This window comes from Kytococcus schroeteri (assembly GCF_042433515.1).
Lineage (GTDB): Bacteria > Actinomycetota > Actinomycetes > Actinomycetales > Dermatophilaceae > Kytococcus > Kytococcus schroeteri.
The window spans coordinates 65,974-90,443 of record NZ_JBHLVH010000010.1; the positions used below are offsets into that span (position 1 = coordinate 65,974).

The 24,470-nt window shown below is 73.9% G+C and carries 18 protein-coding genes; 12 read left to right on the top strand and 6 right to left on the bottom strand.

The features are described from left to right. Positions 1–2 precede the first annotated feature (2 nt). The 5 genes from mtrB (at position 3) to ACFFHC_RS04515 (ending at position 6,313) form a co-directional block, all read left to right on the top strand. The gene (gene mtrB, locus ACFFHC_RS04495) at positions 3–1,622 is read left to right on the top strand and encodes an MtrAB system histidine kinase MtrB (RefSeq protein ID WP_083323528.1); all 1,620 of its coding nucleotides are present in this window, start codon (positions 3–5) and stop codon (positions 1,620–1,622) included. Then, complete coding sequence (locus tag ACFFHC_RS04500) at positions 1,619–3,373, top strand: LpqB family beta-propeller domain-containing protein (RefSeq protein WP_070705009.1); 1,755 nt, start codon at positions 1,619–1,621, stop codon at positions 3,371–3,373. The genes mtrB and ACFFHC_RS04500 overlap by 4 nt, the downstream gene beginning before the upstream one ends. A 69-nt stretch (positions 3,374–3,442) precedes the next feature. Then, positions 3,443–4,129 carry a ComF family protein gene (locus tag ACFFHC_RS04505; RefSeq protein WP_269148629.1) on the top strand — a complete coding sequence of 229 codons (687 nt, stop codon included), beginning with the start codon at positions 3,443–3,445 and terminating at the stop codon, positions 4,127–4,129. Positions 4,130–4,282: 153 nt separating this feature from the next. After that, positions 4,283–4,999, top strand: coding sequence for a ribosome hibernation-promoting factor, HPF/YfiA family (gene hpf, locus ACFFHC_RS04510; protein ID WP_070705768.1), 717 nt, complete (start codon positions 4,283–4,285; stop codon positions 4,997–4,999). A gap of 48 nt (positions 5,000–5,047) precedes the next feature. Continuing rightward, positions 5,048–6,313, top strand: coding sequence for a winged helix-turn-helix domain-containing protein (locus ACFFHC_RS04515; RefSeq protein WP_379803364.1), 1,266 nt, complete (start codon positions 5,048–5,050; stop codon positions 6,311–6,313). Between the two features lie 183 nt (positions 6,314–6,496). Here the strand turns inward: ACFFHC_RS04515 and ACFFHC_RS04520 are convergent, their stop codons facing one another. Then, a complete protein-coding gene (locus ACFFHC_RS04520) occupies positions 6,497–9,001 on the bottom strand; it encodes a GNAT family N-acetyltransferase (RefSeq protein ID WP_379803367.1) in 2,505 nt (834 codons plus the stop codon). A 129-nt stretch (positions 9,002–9,130) separates the two neighbouring features. Between ACFFHC_RS04520 and secA the strand changes: the two genes are divergently transcribed. Continuing rightward, complete coding sequence (gene secA, locus ACFFHC_RS04525; protein WP_141494937.1) at positions 9,131–11,839, top strand: preprotein translocase subunit SecA; 2,709 nt, start codon at positions 9,131–9,133, stop codon at positions 11,837–11,839. Between the two features lie 114 nt (positions 11,840–11,953). Here secA and ACFFHC_RS04530 read toward each other — a convergent pair whose 3' ends face one another. Together ACFFHC_RS04530 and ACFFHC_RS04535 are read right to left on the bottom strand one after the other, a co-directional pair. Continuing rightward, positions 11,954–12,340, bottom strand: coding sequence for an Rv3235 family protein (locus ACFFHC_RS04530; RefSeq protein ID WP_070705271.1), 387 nt, complete (start codon positions 12,338–12,340; stop codon positions 11,954–11,956). Next, positions 12,337–13,083 carry a LysM peptidoglycan-binding domain-containing protein gene (locus ACFFHC_RS04535; RefSeq protein WP_379803372.1) on the bottom strand — a complete coding sequence of 249 codons (747 nt, stop codon included), beginning with the start codon at positions 13,081–13,083 and terminating at the stop codon, positions 12,337–12,339. Before ACFFHC_RS04535 ends, ACFFHC_RS04530 begins: the two co-directional genes overlap by 4 nt. A 141-nt stretch (positions 13,084–13,224) precedes the next feature. Between ACFFHC_RS04535 and ACFFHC_RS04540 the strand changes: the two genes are divergently transcribed. Then, on the top strand, positions 13,225–13,767 hold the full coding sequence (locus tag ACFFHC_RS04540) for a hypothetical protein (RefSeq protein WP_379803375.1): 543 nt from the start codon (positions 13,225–13,227) through the stop codon (positions 13,765–13,767). Positions 13,768–13,770: 3 nt separating this feature from the next. On the opposite strand, the gene ACFFHC_RS04545 is transcribed toward ACFFHC_RS04540, so the two are convergent. After that, positions 13,771–13,980, bottom strand: coding sequence for a helix-turn-helix domain-containing protein (locus tag ACFFHC_RS04545; protein ID WP_070705168.1), 210 nt, complete (start codon positions 13,978–13,980; stop codon positions 13,771–13,773). A 279-nt stretch (positions 13,981–14,259) separates the two neighbouring features. On the opposite strand from ACFFHC_RS04545, the gene ACFFHC_RS04550 reads away from it, so the two are divergent. The 4 genes from ACFFHC_RS04550 to pruA all read left to right on the top strand — a co-directional run bounded on the left by ACFFHC_RS04550 (position 14,260) and on the right by pruA (position 18,241). Further along, positions 14,260–14,847: a CpaB family protein gene (locus ACFFHC_RS04550; RefSeq protein WP_141494799.1), complete on the top strand. Its 588-nt coding sequence runs from the start codon at positions 14,260–14,262 to the stop codon at positions 14,845–14,847. Further along, the gene (locus ACFFHC_RS04555) at positions 14,844–16,079 is read left to right on the top strand and encodes a CpaE/TadZ family protein (RefSeq protein ID WP_141494800.1); all 1,236 of its coding nucleotides are present in this window, start codon (positions 14,844–14,846) and stop codon (positions 16,077–16,079) included. The genes ACFFHC_RS04550 and ACFFHC_RS04555 overlap by 4 nt, the downstream gene beginning before the upstream one ends. A gap of 4 nt (positions 16,080–16,083) precedes the next feature. Then, positions 16,084–16,473: a hypothetical protein gene (locus tag ACFFHC_RS04560; protein WP_070703472.1), complete on the top strand. Its 390-nt coding sequence runs from the start codon at positions 16,084–16,086 to the stop codon at positions 16,471–16,473. Positions 16,474–16,612: 139 nt separating this feature from the next. Beyond that, positions 16,613–18,241 (top strand): L-glutamate gamma-semialdehyde dehydrogenase, encoded by a 1,629-nt coding sequence (pruA, locus tag ACFFHC_RS04565; RefSeq protein ID WP_141494801.1) that lies wholly within the window; start codon positions 16,613–16,615, stop codon positions 18,239–18,241. Between the two features lie 107 nt (positions 18,242–18,348). Here the strand turns inward: pruA and ACFFHC_RS04570 are convergent, their stop codons facing one another. Further along, entirely contained in the window at positions 18,349–18,843 is a 495-nt protein-coding gene (locus ACFFHC_RS04570) for a DUF2505 domain-containing protein (RefSeq protein WP_083323401.1), read from the bottom strand. 30 nt (positions 18,844–18,873) lie between these two features. Then, complete coding sequence (locus ACFFHC_RS04575; protein ID WP_070703474.1) at positions 18,874–19,419, bottom strand: hypothetical protein; 546 nt, start codon at positions 19,417–19,419, stop codon at positions 18,874–18,876. Between the two features lie 132 nt (positions 19,420–19,551). On the opposite strand from ACFFHC_RS04575, the gene ACFFHC_RS04580 reads away from it, so the two are divergent. After that, the gene (locus ACFFHC_RS04580) at positions 19,552–24,441 is read left to right on the top strand and encodes an NAD-glutamate dehydrogenase (RefSeq protein WP_379803383.1); all 4,890 of its coding nucleotides are present in this window, start codon (positions 19,552–19,554) and stop codon (positions 24,439–24,441) included. Positions 24,442–24,470: the final 29 nt, after the last annotated feature.

The window sequence follows — 24,470 nt, forward strand, 5'->3', positions numbered from 1 at the left end:
CGGTGGCCTACCGCCCTTTCAGCGCCACGATCTCCCTCGTGCGCGCGGTGCGCCGCGCCTGGCGCACCTCGCTGCGCTTCCGCACCATCGTGGTCAGCCTGCTGCTCACCGCGATCCTGTCGGTGGTGCTCGGCGTCTCCCTCTACCAGGCCATCGGCGAGCGCCTCGTGCGCAACCGGGCCGAGGTGGCCATGGGCGAGTCCGTGACGGCCGTCGGGCAGGCCCAGCGGGAGTTCGACTCCCTCGACCGGGTGGACAACGCCACCCTGTACACCACGGCCACGGACGTGGTGCGCCAGTCCTCCAGCCAGGGCGACGACCGGTCGCGGCGGGTGGCCATCGTGCGCTCGCCGGGCAACGAGGAGGGGCTCAGCCCGGTGGAGCGCCCCGAGGCGGACGTCTCCCAGGTGCCCCCGGCGCTGCGGCAGCGGCTGGCCGAGGACCCCGAGCACGTCCACTCGATGATCGCCCGCACCAGCTCCGGCGGGCGGGAGGCCCCGACGGTGGTGGTGGCCGCACGCCTCCAGGTGCCCGGCAGCGGCCCGCACGACATGCTGCTGTTCTTCTCGCTGGCGAACGAGCAGCGCACGCTGGGGATCGTGGGCTCCTCGTTCGCCCTGGGCGGGCTGGGCCTCATCGGCATCGCGGGGCTCATCACCTTCGTGGTGACGCACCTGGCCCTGGACCCCCTCTCGCGCGTGACGCGGACCGCCGAGCAGATCGCCACCGGCGATCTCGACCGACGCACCGGCATGCGGGGGCACGACGAGCTGGGCCGGTTGGGCCGGTCGGTGGACACCATGGCCGACGTGGTGCAGCGCCAGATCGTGGAGCTCAAGGACCTCTCCCACCTGCAGCAGCGCTTCGTCAGCGACGTCAGCCACGAGCTGCGCACACCGCTGACCACCATCCGCATGGCCAGCGAGGTGCTGCACCTGGGGCGCGACGACTTCGACGCGATGAGCTCCCGGTCGGTGGAGCTGCTGCACGGCGAGGTGGAGCGCCTCGACCAGCTGCTCACCGACCTGCTGGAGATCTCGCGCCAGGACGCCGGGCAGGTGCAGCTGCAGCACCGCGAGGTGGACCTCGAACAGCTCGCCCGGCGGGTGGTGGAGGCGCACTCCCAGCTCGCCGCCGGCGCCGGGGTGGAGCTGCGGGTGGAACGGCCCGGCACGGTGGCCGCGGTGCGCGCCGAGGTGGACGAGCGCCGCATCGAGCGGGTGGTACGCAATCTGGTGGTCAACGCCATCGACCACGCCGAACAGCGCCCCGTGGTGGTCACCGTGGACGGCAACTACTCGGCGGTCGCGGTGGCCGTGAGCGACACCGGCGTGGGTCTGGACGACGACCAGATGGAGCACGTCTTCGACCGCTTCTGGCGCGCCGACCCCGCCCGCAACCGCACCGCCGGCGGCACCGGGCTGGGCCTGAGCATCTGCGCCGGGGACGCGCTGGAGCACCGCGGGTGGCTGCAGGTGTCCTCCCGGCCCGGCCAGGGCGCCACCTTCCGTCTCACCGTGCCCCGCCACGCCGGCGGCTCCGTGGCCGGATCGCCCATCCCGATGCCCGACCCCCACCCCGCCGATGCCGAGTGCCGCCGCGCCATGGAGGACCTGCCGTGACCCCCCGACCCTGCCGTCCCGCCCGCTGGTGGGCGGCCGCGCTGCTGAGCACCACCCTGGCCGGGTGCTCGGCGATCCCGGAGCAGTCCCCGGTGGAACAGGGGCCGGCGCTGGACCAGGCACCCCGGCAGGAGGTGTCCGTGGAGGTCGAGCCCCCGCCGCAGGACGCCACGCCGGAGCAGGTGGTCACCGGTTTCCTGCGCACCGGCATCGACGACACCGGCGACCACCGCGTGGGCCGCGAGTACCTCACGGACGCCGCGAGCGCCTCGTGGGAACCGGGCGCGCGCGTGCTCGTCCAGGACCAGCGGGCGGGGCAGGGTGTCACCGCGCTGGCCGGCGACACGGTGCGGGTCAACCTCGCCGTGCTCGGGGAGGTGGACGCCTCGGGGCGCCTCACCGAGGCGGCGCCGGGGGAGCGGGCCGACCTCACCTTCGGGCTCGAGCAGGTGGACGGCCAGTGGCGCATCGACTCGCTGCCCTCGGACACCGGCATCGTGCTCTCGCAGGCCGACTTCCAGCGCCTCTACCAACCGGTGGACGTGCACTGGGGCTCGCCGGTCTCCGAGGAGCTCGTGCCGCAGCGGCGGTGGTTGCGCAGCGGGGAGGGCATGACCAGCGCCCTGGGCCGGCTGCAGACCGAGCCGGTGCCCCGCGTGCTGGAGGGGGCCGTCTCCACGGGGGTCCCCGCCGGCACCCGGCTGGAGACGGCCGCGGTCCCGGTCTCGGACGGCACGGCGGTGCTGCGCCTCTCGGACACGATGGTCGGCGCCGACCCCGCCCAGCGCAATCTCGCCTGGGCGCAGTACGCGGCCACGATGCGGCAGCTGCCCGGGGTGGACGCGGTCTCCCTGTTCGTCGGCGGGAACCTCGTGGACGCCGAGAGCGACGCGGTGGGTGAGCGCCTGTCCTACCCGCAGGGGGCCGGCTACTCGGTGGTGTCCGTGGTGGTGCCGCTGGTGCTGCTGCACCAGCGGCAGGCCCTCCAGGCCGCCGACCCGGGGTCGGCCGAGCTGGAGCCGCTGGCCCAGCCCCAGGAGTTGCGCGTGCCGAGCGTCCCGTCCCGCTGGGACCGGATGGCGGTCTCGGCGGACTTCCGGACGGTGGCCGCGGTGGACGGCCGGGTGCTGGGGGTCTGGCGCGAGGGCGCGCTCACCACGTACACGGCGCGCGGGGAGCTGTCCGTGCCGAGCATGGACCCGCTGGGCTTCCTGTGGACCACACAGGGGCAGGAGGAGGACACCGAGGTGCTCGTGCTCGACACGAGCCGTCGGGGCGGCCGTCCGGAGAGCCTCTCGGTGCCATGGCTGGGGGACGAGCAGGTGGTGCAGGTGCGCATGTCACCCGACGGGGCCCGCGCCCTGGTGGTGCTGCGCGGTGGTGGCCGGGACCGCGTGGCCGTGGTCGGGGTGGTGCGCGGGCCCGGGGGTGAGCCGACCTCGCTCACCGAGCCGCGCCCCATCGCCCCGCAGGTGGGTGGGGTGCAGGACCTGGCCTGGATCGACGAGCACTCCGTGGCGCTGCTGGGCACGCCGGGCCCCGACGGCGAGCAGAAGGTGTGGCGCTCCGAGCTGGGCGGCTGGACCGAGCTGCAGGGCTCGGTGGACAACGCGGTGGCTGTGGCCGCCTACCCCGACGAGCGGGAGGACGGCCTGCTCGTGACCACCGAGGGGGGCCGCGTGCTCACCAAGGCGGGGGCCACCTGGTTCGTGGCCAACGTGGCCAGCGAGGTGGTGGTGCCGGGCCGCTGAGCGGGTGCCCGTCCACAGGAGTGGGCGCGGGGCCAGCAGCGGACGGTTCCTCTGCGGTCCGATGGGGTGGTGCACCCCGCGTGGCAGGAGCTCGGCGACCTCGTGGTGCCCCGGGCCTGCGGCGGCTGCGGGGCACCCGGCCACCGGTGGTGCCCGGGCTGCACCGACGAGCTCGCGGCGGCCGTGCACCCGGGGTGCGTGGTCGGTCACCTCGGTGGGGTGCCGGTGTGGGCCGGGGGCGACTACCGGGGCGCGCTGCGGGCGCTCGTCCGGGGGTACAAGGACGGCGGGCGCCGCGACCTGCGCCCGGTGCTGGCCCAGGTGGCCGTGGACCCGCTGCGGGCGGCGCTCGCGGCGGTGACCGCCGAGGGCGGGGGCCCTGCGGGGGAGCGGCCGGTGCTCGTGGTCCCCGCTCCCTCCCGGGCCCGGACGCGCCGGGCCCGGGGCGACGACCCGGTGTCCGACCTGGCCCGGGCTGCGGTGGCACGCCTCGGGGACGAGGGGGTGCAGGTGCGGCTGGTGCTGCGCACCCGCGGCGTGGCCCGGGACCAGTCGGGCCTCTCACGCACCGAGCGACGTCGAAACCTCGCCGGCCGCGTGGGCGTGCGTGACGGGGTGACGCTCCCCCGGGGCGCCGCCGTGCTGCTCCTCGACGACGTGGTGACCACCGGCGCCACCCTGGCGGCCTGCCGGGACGCCCTGCGGCAGACGGGCGTCCACCGCATCGGGGCAGTGTGCTGCGCCCGGGTGCCGTGACCGGAAAGCACCCCTTGTCCGGGGGACGGGGCCGACGTAGTGTTTCGTCATGGAGCCCCTGACAGGAGGGGGTGGTTGCGAGAACACGCCGTCCAGGTGAACCCGACCACCTCGCCCGGCCGCCACGGAGCGGCCCCACCTTCTGGAGGACTCATGCAGATCACCGTCACCGGCCGTCGCGCCCAGGTCACCGACCGCTTCCGCCGCCACCTGGACGAGAAGCTCGAGCAGCTCGCCCACATCGCCCCCGAGGTCACCTCGTGCGAGGTGCTGTGGAGCCACGAGCCGAACCCCCGCCGGGCCGACGGGGCCGAGCGCATCGAGATCACCTGCCGCGACAAGCGCACCGTGGTGCGTGCCGAGGCCGCAGCCGAGCGCGAGTACGAGGCCCTGGACGCCGCCCTGGCCAAGGTCACCGAGCGGCTGCGCCGCCTGAAGGACCGCCGCAAGGTGCACAAGGGCCGTCCCAAGGCGTCGGTGGCCGAGGCCACGGCGCCGCTGGAGCCCGTGGGCAACGGGGAGTCCCTCGTGGAGGAGGCCACCCGCCACCAGCGCGAGGCCGAGATGGTGGAGGCCGGCATCGACATCTCGATGCTGCCGAGCGACCCCGTGGTCGCCGGGCTGGGCGGCGACGCGAACTGCCCCATCAGCGTGCGCACCAAGGTGCACGAGGCCGAGCCGATGAGCCTGGACCAGGCGCTCGCGCACATGGAGCTCGTGGGCCACGACTTCTACCTGTACGTCGATGCCGAGACCGGCCGCCCGAGCGTGGTCTACCGGCGCCACGGGTGGAGCTACGGCGTGATCCACCTCGACACCCCCGCCGAGGACGCCGCCTCCGGGAAGGCGGCCGCGACCGACGCCGCGTGACGGCCTCCGGCGGCCTGCCACCTGCTCGGTGCGTGGCAGGCTGACCGGGTGACCACCCCGACCTCCCCCTCCCGCCGCCCGCAGCGTCTGTCGCTGCGGGCGGCGCGGCGCGTGGCCCTGCTCTCGCAGGGGTTCGGCCGCACCCGCCCGGCCACGGTGGGGCCGCCTCACCTGCTGGCCACGGCCCGGCGCACGGCCATCACCCAGATCGACTCGGTGAACGTCCTGGCCCGCAGCCAGTACCTGCCCTTCCTCGCTCGGTTGGGCCCATACGACACGGCGCTCCTCGACGGCCTGCGCGACGGCCGCGGCCCCTCCGGGCGCCGGACCCGCCACCGCCTCGTGGAGTACTGGGCCCACGAGGCCTCCTTGGTGCCGGTGGAGGACTGGCCGCTCTACGGCTTCCGCATGCGCCGGGCGCACAGCGACGCGTGGGGTGGAATGCGCGCCGTGGCCCGTGAGCACCCGGGGCTGGTGCAGCAGGTGCGCGAGGTGGTGGCGCAGCGCGGCCCGCTCCCGGCGACGGGAGTGGAGGCCGTGCTCGAGCACCGCGAGGAGGTGGGCCGGGAGCACTGGGGGTGGAACTGGTCGCTGGTCAAGGCCGCCTGCGAGCACCTCTTCTGGTCCGGCGAGCTCACCTCCGCCGGGCGGGGGCCGGCCTTCGAGCGCCGCTTCGCGCTGCCCGAGGCCGTGCTGCCGCCCGAGGTGGTGGCCGCCGGGCCGCTGGGGGAGCAGCCGCTGGACGAGGATGAGGCCTTCACACGGCTGGTCTCCCGGGCGGCCCGGGCCCACGGCATCGGCACCCTGCGGTGCCTGCGCGACTACGCCCGCCTCTCGGTGGCGCAGGCCGGTCCGGCCGTGGAGCGGCTGCTGGCCACCGGGGAGCTGCAGGAGGTGGAGGTGCCTGGGTGGTCCACCCCCTCGGCCCCGGTGTACCTGCACCGTGACGCCCCGCGCCCCCGGCCGGTGGGGGCCTGTGCGCTGCTCAGCCCGTTCGACCCGGTGGTCTGGCAGCGTGAGCGGGCCGAGGCGCTGTGGGGGCTGCGCTACCGCATCGAGATCTACACACCCGCGCCGCAACGGGTGCACGGCTACTACGTGCTGCCCTTCCTGCTGGGCGACGACCTCGTGGCGCGCGTGGACCTCAAGGCCGACCGCGCCGCCGGAGTGCTGCGTGCGCCCACCGTGCACACCGAGCCGCGCTGGGACCCGGCGATGGCGCCCGAGCTCGACGTTGCCCTGGCCGAGATGGCGGCCTGGCTCGGCCTGGTGCAGGTGGACCGGGCCGAGCCGGCGCCCAACCCCGTGGCCTGAGCGGCGTCGCCCCCTGGGTCCCGCGCCGGTGCCGCATCCCGAGAACCGCACCGGTGCGGTTCTCGGTAGGACACTGAACCGAGTTCCGCACCGGTGCGGAACTCGACAGTCGAGTTCAGCACCGGTGCGGTTCTGGGGGAGGTGCCCGGCCGAGATCAGCACCGGTGCGGAACGGGCCGGGCCTCAGCCCTCGAGGTCCTCCGGCAGCAGGTCGTAGAGCTCGTGGTCGACCACCGTGCCGTCACCGATGGGCTCCTGGCGCCGCGCGGTGCCGATGCGGTGGAAGCCCGCGGCCTCGATGGCGCGCCGCGAGCCCGTGTTGCCCGCCGCGTGGCGGATCGTGAGCCGTGCCAGGCCCATGCCTCCCGCTTCCCGCGGGGCGAGGGCGTGCCGGGTGAGCGCCTGGAGCGCGGCCGAGACCACACCGCGGCGGCGGGCGCCCGGGTGCACCCAGTAGCCGATCTCGTTGCGCTCGCCGATGCCCTGGACGTCGATCATGCCGAGCACCTGCCCGTCAGCGTCGCGCACCGCCCAGCCTACCCAGGAGCCGGTGAGGGCGCCCAGGGCCAGGCCGGCCGCGTACTCCCGCGCGTCGGTGGGGGAGTACTCCGCGTGGAACCGCCCGGTGCCGCCGAGCCAGCGCACGGTCTCGGGGTCGCGGCAGGCCTCCACCACGCGCGCCAGGTCGGCCTCGTCGGTGGTCAGGGCCGAGAGCGTGAGCACCTCGTCGCCCCGCGTCGATGCGGTGAGCTCGACCGGGTGCCGGCGCTGCTCCTCGGTGCGCCGGGCCTGCTCGGCGCGGTCGTCGCCGGCATCCAGGCGCCAGTCGACGAACCCGGGGCGGCGGTCAGATCCCTCGTCGGTCGCGCCGGCCTCTGACCCGGCCGCCCGGGCAGCCCGCACCCCCACCTGCCGGAAGCCGGCCTTCTGCAGCACGCGCATGGAGGCGTGGTTGTCGTCGTGCGTCACCGCGTCCACCTGCGTGCGGCCCAGGCCACCGTCGGCCACGGGGGCCATGACGTGCTCGATGAGCAGTTCCAGCGCCTCGCCGAGCACGCCCTTCCCGCGGTGGTCCACGTGGGTCCAGTACCCGATCTCCACTGCGTGCGGGGCGAAGCGGTCGGCCAGCTTCTGGGCGTTCACCCCGCCGAGCACCTGACCCTCGTGCTCGGTGCCCGGTGCGCCGACCACGCCCCACACCACGTCGGTGCCCTGCAGCATGCGCTCCCGGCGCTGCTGCACCCACCGTCGCGTGCCGTCGGCATCGGGCGTGTACTCCCCGAGCGACCCGCGGGCGAAGGCGTCGGCCAGGGCCGGCAGGTCCTCCTCGCGCCACTCGCGCAGCACCACGCGCTCGCCGGCCAGCGTGGGCGCGGTGAGCACGCGCGCGTCGCGGGCACGCGTGACGGCCGCCGGCCGTGGCGCGGGCGGGTTGGGGCGGTTGCCGCCCGTCGGGTCGGGCACCTCGGCGTCGTTGAGCAGCTCGAACAGGTACCCGTCCTGCAGGTCCTCCCGGCGGCCGCTGGAGGCCCGCTCGATGCCCACCAGCCCGAACCCGGCCCGCCGCAGCGCCTCGGCCGAGCCGCGGTTGCCGGCCTCGCACCCGGCCTCGAGGCGCGCGAGCCCCAGACCCCCCTCGGCCGTCGGGGTGAAGGCGTGGTCGGCCAGCGCCACCAGCGCGGCGTGGAGCAGCCCCCGCCCCCGGGCGTGGAGGTACAGCGAGTAGCCCACCGACGCCGCGCCGGGGCGGAAGGGGTGCCCCAGCCGGCCCAGCTGCACGTGCCCGCCCACGCGGTCGGTGGCCGGGTCCACGATCGCCCAGGCCACCATCTCGCCGGTGGCCATGCGGGTGCGCTGCCGGGTCAACCACGCGTCGTACCCGGCCTCGTCGGCCGGCGGCATCATGCCGGGCATGAAGCGGTCGCCCAGCGGGTCGGGTTCCGGGTCGGTCGGCCGGTCGCCCTCCTCCCAGGCGCGCAGCCGCACCGCCGGCAGCTCGCGTCCGGTCGCGTCCGTGCCGGAGGGCACGTCGAGGGTGGACGGCGTGTGCCAGGGGTGCCGCGGCTCGATGGGCTCGCCGGCCTCCCAGGTGCCGATCCACCCGTCGAAGGTCGCCCGCTCCTGCGGCATGAGGCCGGGCACGGCGTCGGAGAAGCGGTAGCCCAGCCGCCACCCGGTGCGGCGCGAGGCCCAGTTGCCCACGGCAGCCTTCCAGTGCAGCACCCGCAGCCCCCCGTGCTCGGTGGCCCAGCGCATCGCCATCGCCGCGGCGGGCACCATGAGGCCCCGGCCGCGGTGGTCGGGGTGCAGCACCAGGCCCATCTCGCCCACGCCGCCGCCGATGGGGCGCACCTCCACCTGGCCGGCGAAGACCCACTGCCCGGTCTCGTCGCGGGCGTCCACCGCCCACCCCATCACCCCCGAGGCGTCCCCGCCGGCGCGCAGCGCCCACCCCTCGTGCATGTGGCCCACCCACCAGGCGGCCGCGCCCTCGTCGTACGGCTGCGGCACGGTGGTCCAGTGCACGGTCACCGGGTCGTTGCTCGTGGCCACCACGGCGGGCACGTCGGCCGGCGTGTGCAGGCGCAGGCGCACGTCGCCGTCCACCAGCTCGGGGCAGGTGCGGGCGGCCACCTCGGCGGTGCTCTGCGGGGTGGGTTCGGGCGAGGGCGTGGCGGCGTCGGGCATGCGCACCATCCAACACCGGTGGTCCGGGGGCGGTCACGCCGGTTTCGCGCGGGCCGTCAACTAGGCTGTCCGGGCCGCTGGGGCGAGTGCTGACGCCCCACGGTGCCGAGCCGACCCGAGGAGACCTCCGTGCCGAAGATCATCGACCGCGTGCTGCGAGCGGGAGAGGGGCGCGTCCTGCGCCGTCTGCAGGGCACGGTCGATGCCGTGAACGCCCAGGAGGCCTCGGTGCAGGGGCTCACCGACGCCGAGCTGCGTGAGCAGACCGACCGCTTCAAGGCCCGCCTGGCCGACGGCGAGTCGCTCGACGCGCTGCTGCCCGAGGCCTTCGCCACCGTCCGCGAGGCGGCCGTACGTACCCTGGGCAAGCGTCACTTCGACGTGCAGATCATGGGTGGCGCGGCCCTGCACAACGGCTCGGTGGCCGAGATGCGCACCGGTGAGGGCAAGACGCTCGTGGCCACGCTGCCGAGCTATCTCAACGCGCTCACCGGCAAGGGCGTGCACGTCGTCACCGTGAACGACTACCTGGCCGAGTACCAGGCCGAGCTCATGGGCCGCGTGCACCGCTTCCTCGGGCTGGAGACCGGCGTGATCCTCTCGAAGCTCAACCCCGCGCAGCGCCGCGAGGAGTACGCCAAGGACATCACCTACGGCACCAACAACGAGTTCGGCTTCGACTACCTGCGCGACAACATGGCGTGGTCCACCGACGAGCTCGTGCAGCGCGGCCACCACTTCGCCATCGTCGACGAGGTGGACTCCATCCTCATCGACGAGGCCCGCACCCCGCTGATCATCTCCGGCCCCGGCGACCAGGCCACCAGCTGGTACTCCACCTTCGCCACCGTCGCCCAGATGCTCGAGAAGGGCACGGCCGCCGACCGCCTCAAGGGCATCGAGGCCACCGGCGACTACGAGGTCGACATCAAGAAGCGCACCGTGGGCGTGCTGGAGTCCGGCATCGAGAAGGTCGAGGACTACCTCGGCGTGCGCAACCTCTACGAGGCCCGCAACACGCCGCTCATCGGCTACCTGAACAACGCCATCAAGGCCAAGGAGCTGTTCACCAAGGACAAGGACTACGTCGTCATGGACGGCGAGGTCCACATCGTCGACGAGCACACCGGCCGCCTGCTGGCCGGCCGCCGCTACAACGACGGCATCCACCAGGCCATCGAGGCCAAGGAGAAGGTGGAGATCAAGCAGGAGAACCAGACCCTGGCCACGGTCACCCTGCAGAACTACTTCCGCATGTACGAGAAGCTCTCGGGCATGACCGGTACCGCCCAGACCGAGGCGGCCGAGCTGCACCAGATCTACAAGCTGGACGTGGTGCCGATCCCCACCAACCGGCCGATGCAGCGCCAGGACCGCTCGGACCTGGTCTTCCTCAACGCCAAGGGCAAGTTCGCCGCCGTGGTCGAGGACATCGTGGAGCGCCACCGCACGGGCCAGCCGGTGCTCGTGGGCACCACGAGCGTGAGCAAGTCGGAGTACCTCTCCGAGCAGCTCACGGCCCGCGGCGTGAAGCACGAGGTGCTCAACGCCAAGTACCACGAGCAGGAGGCGGCCATCGTCGCCGAGGCCGGCCGCAAGGGCGCGGTCACGGTGGCCACCAACATGGCCGGTCGAGGCACCGACATCATGCTCGGCGGCAGCCCGGAGTTCATGGCCGTGGCGGCCCTCAAGAAGCGTGGCCTGGACCCCGACGAGCAGCCGGAGGCCTACGAGGCGGCGTGGGACGAGGCGCTGGCCCAGGCCGAACGTGCCGTGAAGGCTGAGAACGAGGAGGTGCTCGCCCTCGGCGGCCTGTACGTGCTGGGCACCGAGCGCCACGACTCGCGCCGCATCGACAACCAGCTGCGCGGTCGCTCCGGCCGCCAGGGCGACCCGGGCGAGTCCCGCTTCTACCTGTCGCTCGAGGACGACCTCATGGTGCGCTTCAACTCGGGCCTCATGCAGCGCGCGATGGCGGGGGCCGATCCCTCGCAGCCGCTGGAGATGAACATGCTCACCAAGGCCATCGAGCGTGCGCAGACACAGGTGGAGAGCCAGAACTTCGAGTCGCGCAAGAACGTGCTCAAGTACGACGACGTGCTCAACCGCCAGCGCGAGGTCATCTACTCCGAGCGCAAGCGCGTGCTCGAGGGGGCCGACCTGGAGACCCAGGTGCGCCACTTCATCAACGACGTGGTGGTGGGCTACGTGCACGGTGCCACGGCCGAGGGCTACGCCGAGGACTGGGACTTCGACACCCTGTGGGGTGCCCTGGAGGAGCTCTACCCGGTGTCGCTCACGGTGGACGACGTGGTGGAGGCCGCCGGCGGCATCGGCGGGGTGGACGCCGGCCTGCTCATCGACGAGCTGACCAACGACGCCCAGCACGCCTACGACGACCGCGAGCGCGAGATGGGCGAGTCGGTCATGCGCCACCTGGAGCGCCGCGTGGTGCTGGGGGTGCTGGACCGCAAGTGGCGCGAGCACCTCTACGAGATGGACTACCTCAAGGAGGGCATCGGCCTGCGCTCGATGGCGCAGCGTGACCCGCTCGTGGAGTACCAGCGCGAGGGCTACCAGATGTTCGGCGTCATGGCCGACTCCATCAAGGAGGAGGCGGTGGCCGGGCTGTTCCACGTCGAGCCGTCGGCCGACGCGGTGGCCACGCTGGCCGCCGGGGAGCAGCGCCGCCAGCACGGCGGCGCGGTGGACGCCAACGAGGACCAGGCCCGTTGGCAGTACACGGCCCCCACCGCCGAGGGCACCGTGGAGCGCCGCACCGGTTCGGGCCCGCAGGGCAACCGCGCCCAGCGGCGCGCGGAGCAGCGCAACCGCTGACCGGCCGGGCGGACGACCAGCCCTTCGACGCAGGAGGACCCCGGTGCCCACCGGGGTCCTCCTGCGTGCCGGCCACCGGGTGGTGGTGCCCTGCCCGGGTGGGGCACCGCCGTGTCAGCCCATCTCCAGGACGGTGAGCAGCCAACGCCCGTCGAGCCCCTCCAAGCGCAGCGCCATGGCGCGCACCTGCTGGCGCACCACCACCACGGCCGAGACCTCCACGATGCCGTCACGGACGTGGCAGGCGCGGACGGTCCGCACGCCCACACCTCCGGTGGCCCGGCCCAGTCGTCGCGAGAGCGCGTTGCGGCGGGCCAGGCGGGTGAGCAGCTCGGGCGTCACCCACCGGCTCAGCTGCGTGGCGTCGCGGGAGCCCTCCATCACCTCCACGACCGTGCGGCTGAGGTGGGCCGCCCAGGGCAGGGCCGCCGGCAGGTCGTGGGTCGACGTGGGCTGGCGGTCGAAGAAGTCGACCTGCTGCGCCTCGGGACGGGCGGTCACCGCGCACCCCCCGTCCGCGGGGCGGGGGCCACCAGGCGGGTGCCGGCCAGCAGGAGGTTCGGGTCGTTCCCGATGACCTCGCGGTTGGCCTCGTACCAACGCGGCCACTCGTCGGCCACGGCGCGCGCCGAGGCCCTCGGTCCCAGGTGGCGCGCCGCGATCTCCCACAGGGTGTCGCCGGCCGCCACGGTGACGGCGGGGCGGGCCCGGGCGGGATCCGTGGGCGCCTCCGGCCCCGGGGTCGTGGGCGTGGCCGGCTCCTCGGGGGAGGGGAGTGCCCCGGGCGTCGCCGGGGGCGCCGGTTCGGCCGGGGCGCTCACGGGGGCCAGGAGGGAGAGGTCGAGGGGGTCGGGCGCGTCGCCGGCGTGGGCGTGGGCCGGCGTGGTGACCACCCCCAGGGTCATGGCCACCAGGGCGCCGCCGCCCCATGGCCCGAGGCGGTCCCGGAGCCGGCGCACTGCGGCGCCGGGACCACCCGGCAGCCCAGCGAGGGCCTCCAGGGCGAAGACGGCCGCCAGCCAGGCCACCACCACCGCCAGGGCCGTGCGCAGCACCCACGCAAGAGGCTCCGCCGGGTCGGGGGCGTTCCACACGCTGCTCGCCTGGGCCAGGGCCCGGTGCCCCACCGTCCACGCCGCGGCGCTGCACCCCAGGGCCACCCCCGCCGCCACCGCGTTCGCCGCGTCCCGCCGCAGCGCTCCCGGCCCACCCGCCGTCCGGTCGGTCCACTCCATCGTCGTCACCCGTCGTCGTGGGGGATTGCCCCCGTGAATGGTCGATGATGGCGAACATAGCCGTTTGGTGGGGTTTGGTGAAGGGTGATGTCGAAGGCTGTGGACAACGCTCGGGGTGTTCACCCGGCGCGCGTCGGTACGGTGGCCGCCATGACCTCGCGCTGGGACGACCTCTTCGCCGACCTCGAGGGGCAGATCGCCGCCCACCGTCGGGCGGAGCTCGAGGGCGAGGTGGCCGAGCGCGTGCGGGTGGAGCGGGCCCGCATCGGGCTCGGCGACCGGCTGGCGGCGCAGCTGGCGTCACGGGTCACGCTGCGCACCGTGGACGGTGGCCGAGTGGACGGCACCCTGCGGGGCGTCGGCGCCGACTGGGTGCGGCTGGGTCAGGGGCGCACCACGCTGCTGGTGCCGGTGGGCGCGGTGGTGACCGTCGCCGGGCTGGGGCCGCGCTCGCGGCCGGCCGAGGGCGACCCGGGGCGCCGCATCACGTGGGTGACGGTGCTCCGGGAGCTCTCCCGGGACCGGTTGCCGGTGCGGGTCTGCCTCACCACCGGCCACGTGATCGAGGGGCGCGTGGACCGCGTGATGTCCGACCACCTCGACCTGGCCGTGGGTCCGGACCCCCGGCAGCCGGCGGTGACCGAGACGGTGCCCTTCGCCGCGGTGTGCTGGGTGGGGGCCCGCGAGGACTGAGGGTCAGCCCTGGGGTGACTCCACCATCGCCCGGGTGGCGGCGTACTGGCGCTGGATGTACTTCTCCAGCTCGTCGAGCTCCACCCTCCACTGGCCACGTCCCCCCACCTTGATGGCGGGCAGCTCGCCGGAGCGCACCAGCGCGTAGGCCTGGCTCGCGGAGATGTCGAGGGTCTCGGCCACGTCGCTGAGGGCCATGAACCGCCGTGCCATCGCGTCTCCCGGGGTCGTCGGTGCGGGTGGTGGGGACCGGCCCTGTGGGTCCCGTCGTCCACAGGATCCGTGCGGATCCCTGACCGATCCGTGATGTGCCGTTCATCCTAGGACGGCACGGTCGGCGGCGGCGGAGTCCGTTCACAACAGGAGAGGTCGGTGGTGAGGGTGTTCGGCAGCAGCAGGCCGGTGTCCCAGGAGGAGACGGGGGCGACGGCGCCACGCAGTCCCGCGGCACAACGGCTGCGCAGGCCGCGGTGGACTGACGCGCGGCTGCTCGTGGGGACGGCCCTGGTCCTCACGGCCACGCTCACCGGTGCCTCCCTGCTGGGGCAGGACGACGGTCCGCGCCACTGGGTGGCTACCCGCGACCTGCCCACCGGGCACCAGCTGACCGCCGCGGACCTGCGCGCGGTCGACGGTGCCTCCCCGGAAGGCGTCTACCTCACCGGGGACCACCCGGTGGAGGGTGGTCAGGTGCTCCTCCACCCGGTGCGGGCGGGGGAGTTCGTGCCCGCCGAGGGCGTGGGGTCCGCCGGCGCGCTCGACCTGCGCCGCGTCTCCCTGGCCGTCTCGCCGGGCAGCGCCGCGATGCTGGCCCCCGGGACCCGGGTGGACCTCTGGGCCACGCCGGCCCCGGAGTCCGGGAGGAGCGAGCGCCCGAAGCCACGCCGCGCCCTGGCGGGGGCGGAGGTGGCCCGGGTCCACGCTCCGGACACCCGGCTCGCCGGGGGCAACCAGGCGGTGCCGGTGGACTTCCTCGTCCCCACCCGGGAGGTGGAGGAGGTGCTGCGCACCACGGCAGGCCGTGCGGAGCTCACCGCCGTACCGGTGGCGGGGTCGCCGGTGGCCGGGGAGGACTCGTGAGCGAGGACGTGCTGCTGGCCGTCGAGCCGCAGTGGGACCCGCCGCTGGCGGCCGTCCTGAGCCAGGTGCCCGGTGCCCGGGTGGTGCGCCGCTGCGTGGACGTGGCCGACCTCCTCGGCGTGGCCGAGGCCGGCACCGGCACCGTCGCCGTGGTGTCCGCGGGGCTGCGCGACATGGACCGTGAGTGCGTGGACGCCCTGCGGTCCGTGGAGGTCGTGGTGGTGGGGGTGCACGCGCCGCACGACGAGGCGGCCCAGCGTCGGCTGGCCCAGTGGGGGGTGTCGGTGTCGGCCGCGTGGACCGCGACGGTGGAGGAGTGGGCGGACGTCCTCGTGCGCGCCCGTGCCGCGGCCGCGCCGACCGAGGGCGGGGAGGAACAGCCCGAGCCGGAGCACGCCGCCGCGGGGGAGGGTGCCCCACCGGGTTCCGGGATCGAGCGACGGGGCGCGGTGGTGGCCGTCTGGGGGCCGCCCGGGGCTCCGGGGCGCACGACGGTCGCCCTGGAGCTCGCCGCCCGGCTCGGGACGGACCACGAGGTCCTCCTCGTGGACGGCGACACCCACGCCCCCGGGCTGGGCCAGCACCTCGCCCTGCTCGACGACGCCTCGGGTCTCGTGGCCGCGGCCCGCGCCGCCGACGAGGGGCGGCTCGACCTGCACGCCCTGGCCGGAGTGGCCCGCGAGCTGCGGCCCCGCCTGAGGGTGCTCACCGGCATCGGCCGGGCGGACCGCTGGCCCGAGGTCCGTGTGTCCGCGGCCCGGGCCGTGCTGGACGCCGGGCGGCTCCTGGCCGATGTCACGGTGGTCGACCTGGCATCGAGCCTCGAGGACGACGAGGTGCTCTCCTACGACACGCGGGCACCCCGGCGCAACGCGCTGGCGCTCACGGTCATCGAGGAGGCCGACCTTCTGGTGGTCGTGGGTGGGGCCGACGCGGTGGCCCTCCAGCGGCTGGTCCGCGGTGTGGACGCCCTGGACGCCGTGGCGAGCGGTACCCCGCAGGTGCTCGTGCTCAACCGGGCACGTCGTTCGGCCGCCCGGGAGGCCGAGCTGCGCACCACCGCCGAGCAGCACCTGGCGCGGGGCGTCGACCTCGTGCTGCCGGAGGACCGGTCCGTCGCCGACCGGGCCCTGCTGGCCGGGGAGCCGGTCTCGTGGCTGGCCCCGCGCAGCGCCCTGGGTCGGCAGCTGGGCCGCCTGGCGGAGCTGGTCTCCGAGCGCGTGCCACGATGACGCCATGAGCCGCACCCCACGCATCCGCGCCTTCGCCGCCGTCACCGCCGCCGAGCTCGCCACCCTCGCCGAGGGGGGAGCACTGGTGCCCGCCGCCGGCTGGCGCACGGTGGGCCAGCCCGGTGTGGAGCCCGCGGAGGAGGACGCCGAGGACGGCATGGACGCGGCGGCCGACGACGCCGCCGAGCGGGGTTGGCCGGTGGTGGTCCTCGCCGCCGACCTGGCCGGGGCCACCGGGCCGGGCAGCGAGGTCGAGGCGCGGCTGGCGGACGTCGCGGCCTTCCACCTCGGCGACGACGTGGTCTCGCAGGGGCGGATGACCGCCGAGGCGCCGTGGGAGCTCTCCTGGTACGACGCCGCCGAGGTCGACGAGGTGCGTCGCCTCCTGGGGTGACCTGCGTCGCACTCCCCGCGGCCTCCCGCGGGAGGTGGCGCGTGACACCATGGGATCGATGCCCCGTGCGGAACACCGCGGGGGCGCCCGACGTTCACCCCCGTGGAACGAAGACCCCCATCCCTCCGAAGGAGAACACATGGATGCCGTGACGCTGCCGCCCCAGGCCTACAACGAGCCGGTCAAGGACTACGCCCCCGGCAGCCCGGAGCGCGCCGAGCTCGAGGTCGCCCTCGCCGAGATCGCGAGCAACCCGGTCGACCTGCCGCACGTCATCGGCGGTGAGCGCGTCACCGGCTCCGGCGAGGAGATCAAGGTCGTGCAGCCGCACGCCCACGCCAAGGTGCTCGGCACCCTGCACGACGGCACCGCCGAGGACGCCAAGAAGGCCGTCGAGGCCGCCAAGGCCGCCGCCCCCGCGTGGCAGGCCCTGCCCTTCGACGAGCGCGCCGCCATCCTGCTCAGGGCCGCCGACCTGCTCACCGGCCCGTGGCGCGCCCGCATGAACGCCGCCACCATGCTCGGCCAGTCCAAGACCCCGCACCAGGCCGAGATCGAGTCCGCCTGCGAGATGGCCGACTTCTGGCGCTTCAACGTGCAGTTCGCCCGCGAGATCCTCGAGGAGCAGCCGCCGGTCAGCCCGAACGGCTCCTGGAACCGCACCGACTGGCGCCCGCTGGACGGCTTCGTCTACGCCGTGACGCCGTTCAACTTCACCGCCATCGCCGGCAACCTGCCCACCGCCCCGGCGCTCATGGGCAACACCGTGGTGTGGAAGCCGTCCATCACCCAGGCCCGCTCCGCCCAGCTCGTCATGGAGCTGCTGGAGGAGGCCGGCATGCCCGCCGGTGTCATCAACCTGGTGCACGGCACCGGCCCGGCCATCTCCGAGGTCGTCCTGGCCGACCCGGACTTCGCCGGCCTGCACTTCACCGGTTCCACCGCCACCTTCAAGGCGCTGTGGAAGCAGATCGGTGACAACATCGACACCTACCGCCAGTACCCGCGCATCGTCGGCGAGACCGGCGGCAAGGACTTCGTCCTGGCCCACCCGAGCGCCGACTCCGCCAAGGTCATCACCGCCCTTCTGCGTGGTGCCTTCGAGTACCAGGGCCAGAAGTGCTCCGCCGCCTCCCGCGCCTACATCCCGAAGTCGATGTGGGCCGAGATCAAGGACGAGGTGGCGCGCCGCACCGACGCCCTGCCGATGGGTGACGTCACCGACTTCTCCAACTTCATGGGCGCCGTCATCGACGACCGCGCGTTCGCCAAGCACAAGAAGGCGCTCGACGCCGCGCAGTCCGACTCCTCCGTGGAGATCGTGGCCGGTGGCACCTACGACGACTCGGTGGGCTACTTCGTCCGCCCGACCGTCGTCGTGGTCGAGGACCCGAAGCACGAGATGATGACCACCGAGTACTTCGGCCCGATCCTGGCCGTGTACGTCTACGAGGACGACGCCTTCGAGGACACCCTCGAGCTGGTGGCCAACACCACCGACTACGCCCTCACCGGCGCGGTGCTGTCCACGGACCGCTACGCCCTGGAGCAGGCCTCCAAGGCCCTGCGTTTCGCGGCCGGCAACTACTACGTCAACGACAAGCCCACCGGCGCCGTCGTCGGCCAGCAGCCCTTCGGTGGTTCCGGTGCGTCCGGCACCAACGACAAGGCCGGTTCCAAGCTGAACCTGCTGCGTTGGGTCTCCGCCCGTTCCATCAAGGAGACCTTCGACGCCCCGACCTCCGAGGCCTACCCCTACCAGGGCTGAGCCCCCTCGGCGGACGAGCGTCCGTGACCACGAAGGCCCCCCCGGGAGACCGGGGGGCCTTCGTCGTGCGCGGGGCCCGTGCGGCGGGCGCCGGCGCAGGGACGGCCTCAGTGGGTGGCGAGCCAGTCCTTGGAGGCGCGCTCCTCCATGCCGATGACCTTGCCGACGTACGGCTCTGCCTGCTTCTCGATCTGGCCGCCGAGGAAGGGCACCTTCACGGTGAACTCCCCGGTGGTCACGAAGTCGGTCTGCTCGCCCCTGGGCTCCAGGCGCAGGTCGGCCTCGAGGCGGGCCGGGGCCCCGGCGGCGGTGACCACGAGGCGGCCGGTGCGCGTCCCGTCGGCGGCCGGGGCGTCCCACACCTGCTCCTCGGTGAGGGTCACGCCGTTGCCCACGAGGCGACGGGCGGCCTGCGGCAGGCGGTCGGTGGCCATGGTGCGCGTGGTGCGGATGACGGGCCCGGGGCCGTCGGTGGAGACGTCCACGGTGTGCTCCAGGGCGCCGGTGCGGCGGATCTTGTCGGCCACGTACTCGGGGTCGGCCACCATGGCCATCACGCGGTCGACGTCGGCGGGCAGGGTGAAACGGTGGTCGATCCTCACGGGGGTCCTCCTGGGTCGGGTGCGCCCACGCTAGTCGGTGGGTGCCCCGGTGAGCGCCTCGGTGACGCGCCGGCACGACGTGGTGAGCTGCTTGGCCGCACGCAGGGCGCCGATCGGCTGCGCGACCGGTCCGTCACCCCGCGGGCTCGCGGCCCGGTGCCGCAGCGAGACCTCCACGAGGTCCTCGGCGAAGGCGTGCAGGGCGCCCGCCAGGTCGAGGCAGGCGGCGGCCCCCGCCGGGTGCTCGCCGGCCCCCTGAAGCCCGTGGGCGGTACGCACCAGCCGGGCCGCGGTGGCACGCACCGAGGCGAGGTCGGCGCGCCCGTGGTCGCCGACCACCCACGCCGGGGGAGCGGCGCCGGGGTCCGTGGGCGGCCCGAGCAGCTGCTCGCACACCGCCAGCAGGGCGTCGTCGAGAGCGGCCTGAGCCGACGGGCTGCCCACCCAGGGGTGCACCTCGAGCAGGGCGCCGGCGAGGTCCGCGACCCGCGCCGAGGGGGCGGTCCGGTGGGGGGCCGCGAGGGCGCTCGGCGAGGCTTCGGAGGGGCCGGCAGGGGGCGGCGTGGGAACGACCATGGGGGGAGGCTAGGGCAGTCGGGCGCGCCGGCGTCGGGGCCTGTGCACAGGCCCGGGGCCCGGGACTAGAGTCATCCCGGGACCGCGGAGTGCCGGTTCCAGGTCACGTCACGGAACGAGGATGATTCACCCATGACCAGCCAGTCCGACATGTCGCCCCGGGGAGGGGCTTCGGCGGCCGAGAAGCAGTCGAAGCAGTCCGCACGGGCCCGCGAGGAACGCGTCGCCGAGGCGCGGACCCGGGCCGAGCAGGCGGACGGCCTCCTCACCGGTGACGTGCTGGACCACTACTGGAAGCGCGTCTACGACGCGGACGTCGCGAGCCGCTCGGTGGACGAGCTCGTCGACATCCCCACCCAGCACCTCGAGGCCGCGCACCGCCGCGCCGACGGCGAGGACGTGGTGGTGTTGCGCCACCTCCCGGAGAACCTCGGCGTGCAGGTGGTGACGGGCGACCGTCCCTTCCTGGTGGACTCCGTCATCCACGAGCTGCACCGCCTGGGCTGGGACGTCATGGGTGTGCTCCACCCGCAGCTGGTGGTGCGCCGCTCCGCCGAGGGCGTGCTCGAGGCCATGCAGGTCTGGACCCCGGAGCACGAGCTCGCCGACGGCGAGGTCGTGGAGTCGTGGATGAACATCACCGTGCGCCCGGCCACCGCCTCGGCCGACGTGGACGCCATCGCCGAGAACCTGCAGCGCGTCCTGGAGGACGTGCGCGTGGCGGTGGAGGACTGGACGCCGATGCGGGCCGAGCTCGAGCGCCTGGCCGAGTCGTTCCGCTCCGCCCCGCCGGCGACCGTGGACCCGGCCGAGGCCACGCAGGCCGCCGAGCTGCTCAGCTGGCTGGCCGACGACCACTTCACCCTGCTGGGCATCCGCGAGTACGCGCTCGCCGAGGTCGACGGCGAGCTCGGCCTGCGTGCGGAGCCGGGCTCCGGCCTGGGCATCCTGCGCGGCGACCGTGCGCTCTCGCACGACGTCACCACGATGCGCCCCGAGGCCCGCGAGACCGCGCGCGAGCCCCGCCCGGTGACCGTCACCAAGGCCAACAGCCGCGCCACCGTGCACCGCGACGCCCACCTGGACTACGTGGGCGTGCGCACCTTCGACGAGGCCGGCACCGTGGTGGGCGAGATCCGCATCCTGGGCCTGCTCACCTCCTCGGCCTACTCCGCGTCGGTGCGCGACATCCCGGTGGTGCGCGACAAGGCCGAGGCGATCATGGAGCGCTCCGGCTTCGGCAGCACCAGCCACTCGGGCAAGGACCTGCTGGCCGTCCTGGAGAACCTGCCCCGCGACGACGTCTTCCAGGCGTCCGCCGGGGAGCTCGACGCCATCGCACACGAGGTCCTGTGGATCCGCTCGAGCCGTCGCCCGTCGGTCATCCTGCGCCGCGACGAGTTCGGCCGCTACGTCACCCTGCTGGTGTACGTGCCGCGCGACCGCTACAACACCCAGGTGCGCTCGGCCATGACCGACGCCCTGCGCACCTACTTCGACACCGAGCTCGTCGACTTCACCGCCACGGTGACCGGCGAGGCCATGGCGCGCCTGCGCTTCGTCGTGCGCCTGCCCTCCGGGCAGGACTTCGGCGACATCGACACCGAGACCCTGGAGCGAGACTTGCTGGAGGCCACCCAGACCTGGGACGAGAAGGTCACCCACATCAGCGAGACCAACGGCATCGACGACGGGGGCCTGCTGCACCGTCTGGCCGCCCTGCCGCAGTCCTACAAGGAGGACTTCGCCCCCGAGGTGGCGCTGGCCGACCTCGGGCGCCTGGAGGGCCTGGGCGAGGACGACGTGGCGGTGCACCTCTACCGTGACGAGTCCTCCGAGGCCGCCGACACCGACCGACGCCTCAAGGTGTACCGCAGCGGCCCGGCCACCCTGTCGGACCTGCTGCCGGTCTTCACCGACTTCGGCCTCGAGGTCATCGACGAGCGCCCCTACCACCTGCGCGACGACGCTGCCGCCACCCGCATCTACGACTTCGGCCTGCGGGCCGCGTCGGCCGAGTTGTGGGAGGGCGCCGAGGGCGACGCCGAGGCCGTGGCCCAGCGCTTCGAGGAGACCTTCAGCGCCACCTGGAGCGGTGCCGCGGAGTCCGACCTGCTCAACGCCCTGAGCCTCACCGCCGGCCTCTCCTGGCGCCAGGTGGTCATCCTGCGCACCTACGCCCGGTACCTGCGCCAGGCCGGCTCGCACTTCTCGCTGCCCTACATCGAGGGCGCGATGACGGCCAACCCGAAGGTGGCCCGCGCCTTCGTGGAGGCCTTCGAGGCCCGCTTCGACCCCGCCCGCGAGGGGAGCGTCGAGGAGCGCCGCGAGGTCTCCGAGGAGTCGCTCACCGAGCTCGGCCGCCTGCTGGACGACGTGGCCTCGCTCGACCACGACCGCATCATCCGCGGGCTGGTGGAGGTGCTGCGCGGCACCCTGCGCACCAACTTCTACGTCGCCGACGCCGAGGGCGAGCCCAAGCCGTTCGTCTCGCTCAAGCTGAGCCCGCGCGACATCGAGCTGCTGCCGCAGCCGCGCCCGATGTTCGAGATCTGGGTCTACGGACCGTCCGTCGAGGGCGTGCACCTGCGCTTCGGCACGGTGGCCCGTGGTGGCCTGCGCTGGTCGGACCGCCGGGAGGACTTCCGCACCGAGGTGCTCGGCCTGGTCAAGGCGCAGATGGTGAAGAACGCCGTCATCGTGCCCACCGGCTCCAAGGGCGGCTTCTTCGCCAAGCAGCTGCCGGACCCGGCCGTCGACCGCGGCGCCTGGGTGGAGGAGGGCAAGCGTGCCTACACGCGCTTCATCTCCGGCATGCTCGACGTGACCGACAACCTCGTCGAGGGCGAGGTCGTGCCGGCCCGCGACGTGGTGCGCCACGACGAGGACGACACCTACCTCGTGGTCGCCGCCGACAAGGGCACCGCGGCCTTCTCCGACCTGGCCAACTCGGTCTCCGAGGCCTACGGCTTCTGGCTGGGTGACGCCTTCGCCTCCGGTGGCTCCGCCGGCTACGACCACAAGGCCATGGGCATCACGGCCCGCGGTGCCTGGGAGTCGGTCAAGCGCCACTTCCGCGAGATGGGCCACGACACCCAGACCGAGGACTTCACGGTGGTGGGCATCGGCGACATGGGTGGTGACGTGTTCGGCAACGGCATGCTCCGCTCCGAGCACATCCGCCTCGTGGGTGCCTTCAACCACCTGCACGTCTTCGTGGACCCGACCCCGGACGCCGCGGCCACCTTCGCCGAGCGCAAGCGCCTCTTCGAGACGCCCGGCACCACGTGGATGGACTTCGACCCCGAGCTCATCAGCGAGGGCGGCGGCGTCTTCGAGCGCTCGGCCAAGAGCGTGCCGGTGAGCCCCCAGATGCGGGAGGCCCTGGGGCTGGACGAGGGCGTGGACCAGCTCACCCCCAACGAGCTCATCAGCGCCCTGCTCAAGGCGCCGGTCGACCTCATCTGGAACGGCGGCGTGGGCACCTACGTCAAGGCCACCGCCGAGACCGACCTCGAGGTGGGCGACCGCGCCAACGACGCGCTGCGCGTCAACGGTTCGGAGCTGCGCGCCAAGGTCGTGGGCGAGGGCGGCAACCTCGGCGCCACACAGCTGGGACGCATCGAGGCGGCCCAGCACGGGGTGCGCATCAACACCGACGCCATCGACAACTCCGCCGGTGTGGCCTCCTCCGACCAGGAGGTCAACATCAAGATCCCGCTCAACGAGCTGGTGCGCCGCGGCGACCTGGGTCTGGAGGAGCGCAACGCCTTCCTCGAGTCCATGACTGACGAGGTGGCCCGCATCGTGCTGCGGGACAACTACGAGCAGAACGTGCTGCTGGGCAACGCTCGCGCCCGTCAGGACTCCATGGCCCCGGTGCACCAGCGCCTCATGAAGTTCCTGGAGCAGAACGCCGGCCTGGACCGCCAGCTGGAGTTCCTGCCCTCCACCAAGGAGATGGCGCGCCGCATCGAGGCCGGGCAGGGCCTCACCTCGCCGGAGTTCTCCGTGTTGGTGGCCTACGCCAAGCTGCACCTCAAGGACGCCCTGCTGGACAGCTCGCTGCCCGACGAGGAGTGGTTCACCTCCACGCTGCTGGACTACCTGCCGGCGCCGATGAAGGAGCACTACGCCGACCAGCTGCTGGAGCACCCGCTGCGCCGCGAGATCATCGTCAACTCGGTGGTCAACTCGATGGTGAACCGCGGCGGCATCACGTTCGCCTTCCGAGCCCTCGAGGAGACCGGTGCCCAGCCCGACCACGTCGCCCGTGCCTACGTGGTGGCGCGCGAGGTCTTCGACCTCAAGGGCTTCGTGGAGCAGGTGGAGGCGCTGGACAACAAGGTGCCCACCGAGGCCCAGACCGCCATGTACCTGGAGTTCCGCCGCCTGCTGGACCGCGCCATGCGCTGGTTCGTCAGCTCGCGCCCGGCCTCCATGGACATCGGCGCCGAGATCGAGCGGTTCCGCGCGTCGGTGGCGGCCGTCGGTCCCAAGGTGCCCGAGATGCTCAAGGGCGAGGAGGCCGCCCGCTACGCGGCCTTCCGCGACCGCCTGGTGGAGCAGGGCGTTCCGGAGGAGCTCGCCGGCACCACCGCGGCCCTGCTGGACGTCTACTCGCTGCTGGACGTGGTGACCCTGGCCGATGAGAACGGCGGCGACGTGGAGGACCTCACCCGCGTCTACTTCGTGGCCAGCGAGCAGTTCGGCTTCGACCGCCTGCTCAACGAGGTGGCCGCCCTGCCGCAGGACGACCGGTGGGGCTCCCTGGCCCGCGGCGCGCTGCGCGACGACCTCTACGGCGTGCACCGCGACCTCGTCCGGGTCATCACGGCCGGTCAGCCCGACGGCACCCCCGAGGAGCGGGTGTCGGCCTGGGCGGAGCGCAACGCGCACACCATCGAGCGCACCGAGGCGATGCTGCAGGACGTGCGCGCCATCGACGAGCCGGGCGTGGCCCCGCTCAACGTGGCCGTGCGCACCCTGCGCTCGGTGGTCCACCTGGGCGCCAGCGCCTGACGGACGCATCACACAGCGGAACGCCCGCC

Excerpts from the sequence above, each read along its gene's own strand:
- ACFFHC_RS04580 (WP_379803383.1), top strand. The coding sequence starts at position 19,552 with ATGACCAGCCAGTCCGACATGTCGCCCCGGGGAGGGGCTTCGGCGGCC.
- ACFFHC_RS04545 (WP_070705168.1), bottom strand. The coding sequence starts at position 13,980 with ATGGCACGGCGGTTCATGGCCCTCAGCGACGTGGCCGAGACCCTCGAC.
- ACFFHC_RS04520 (WP_379803367.1), bottom strand. The coding sequence starts at position 9,001 with ATGCCCGACGCCGCCACGCCCTCGCCCGAACCCACCCCGCAGAGCACC.
- pruA (WP_141494801.1), top strand. The coding sequence starts at position 16,613 with ATGGATGCCGTGACGCTGCCGCCCCAGGCCTACAACGAGCCGGTCAAG.
- ACFFHC_RS04540 (WP_379803375.1), top strand. The coding sequence starts at position 13,225 with ATGACCTCGCGCTGGGACGACCTCTTCGCCGACCTCGAGGGGCAGATC.
- hpf (WP_070705768.1), top strand. The coding sequence starts at position 4,283 with ATGCAGATCACCGTCACCGGCCGTCGCGCCCAGGTCACCGACCGCTTC.
- ACFFHC_RS04575 (WP_070703474.1), bottom strand. The coding sequence starts at position 19,419 with ATGGTCGTTCCCACGCCGCCCCCTGCCGGCCCCTCCGAAGCCTCGCCG.
- ACFFHC_RS04560 (WP_070703472.1), top strand. The coding sequence starts at position 16,084 with ATGAGCCGCACCCCACGCATCCGCGCCTTCGCCGCCGTCACCGCCGCC.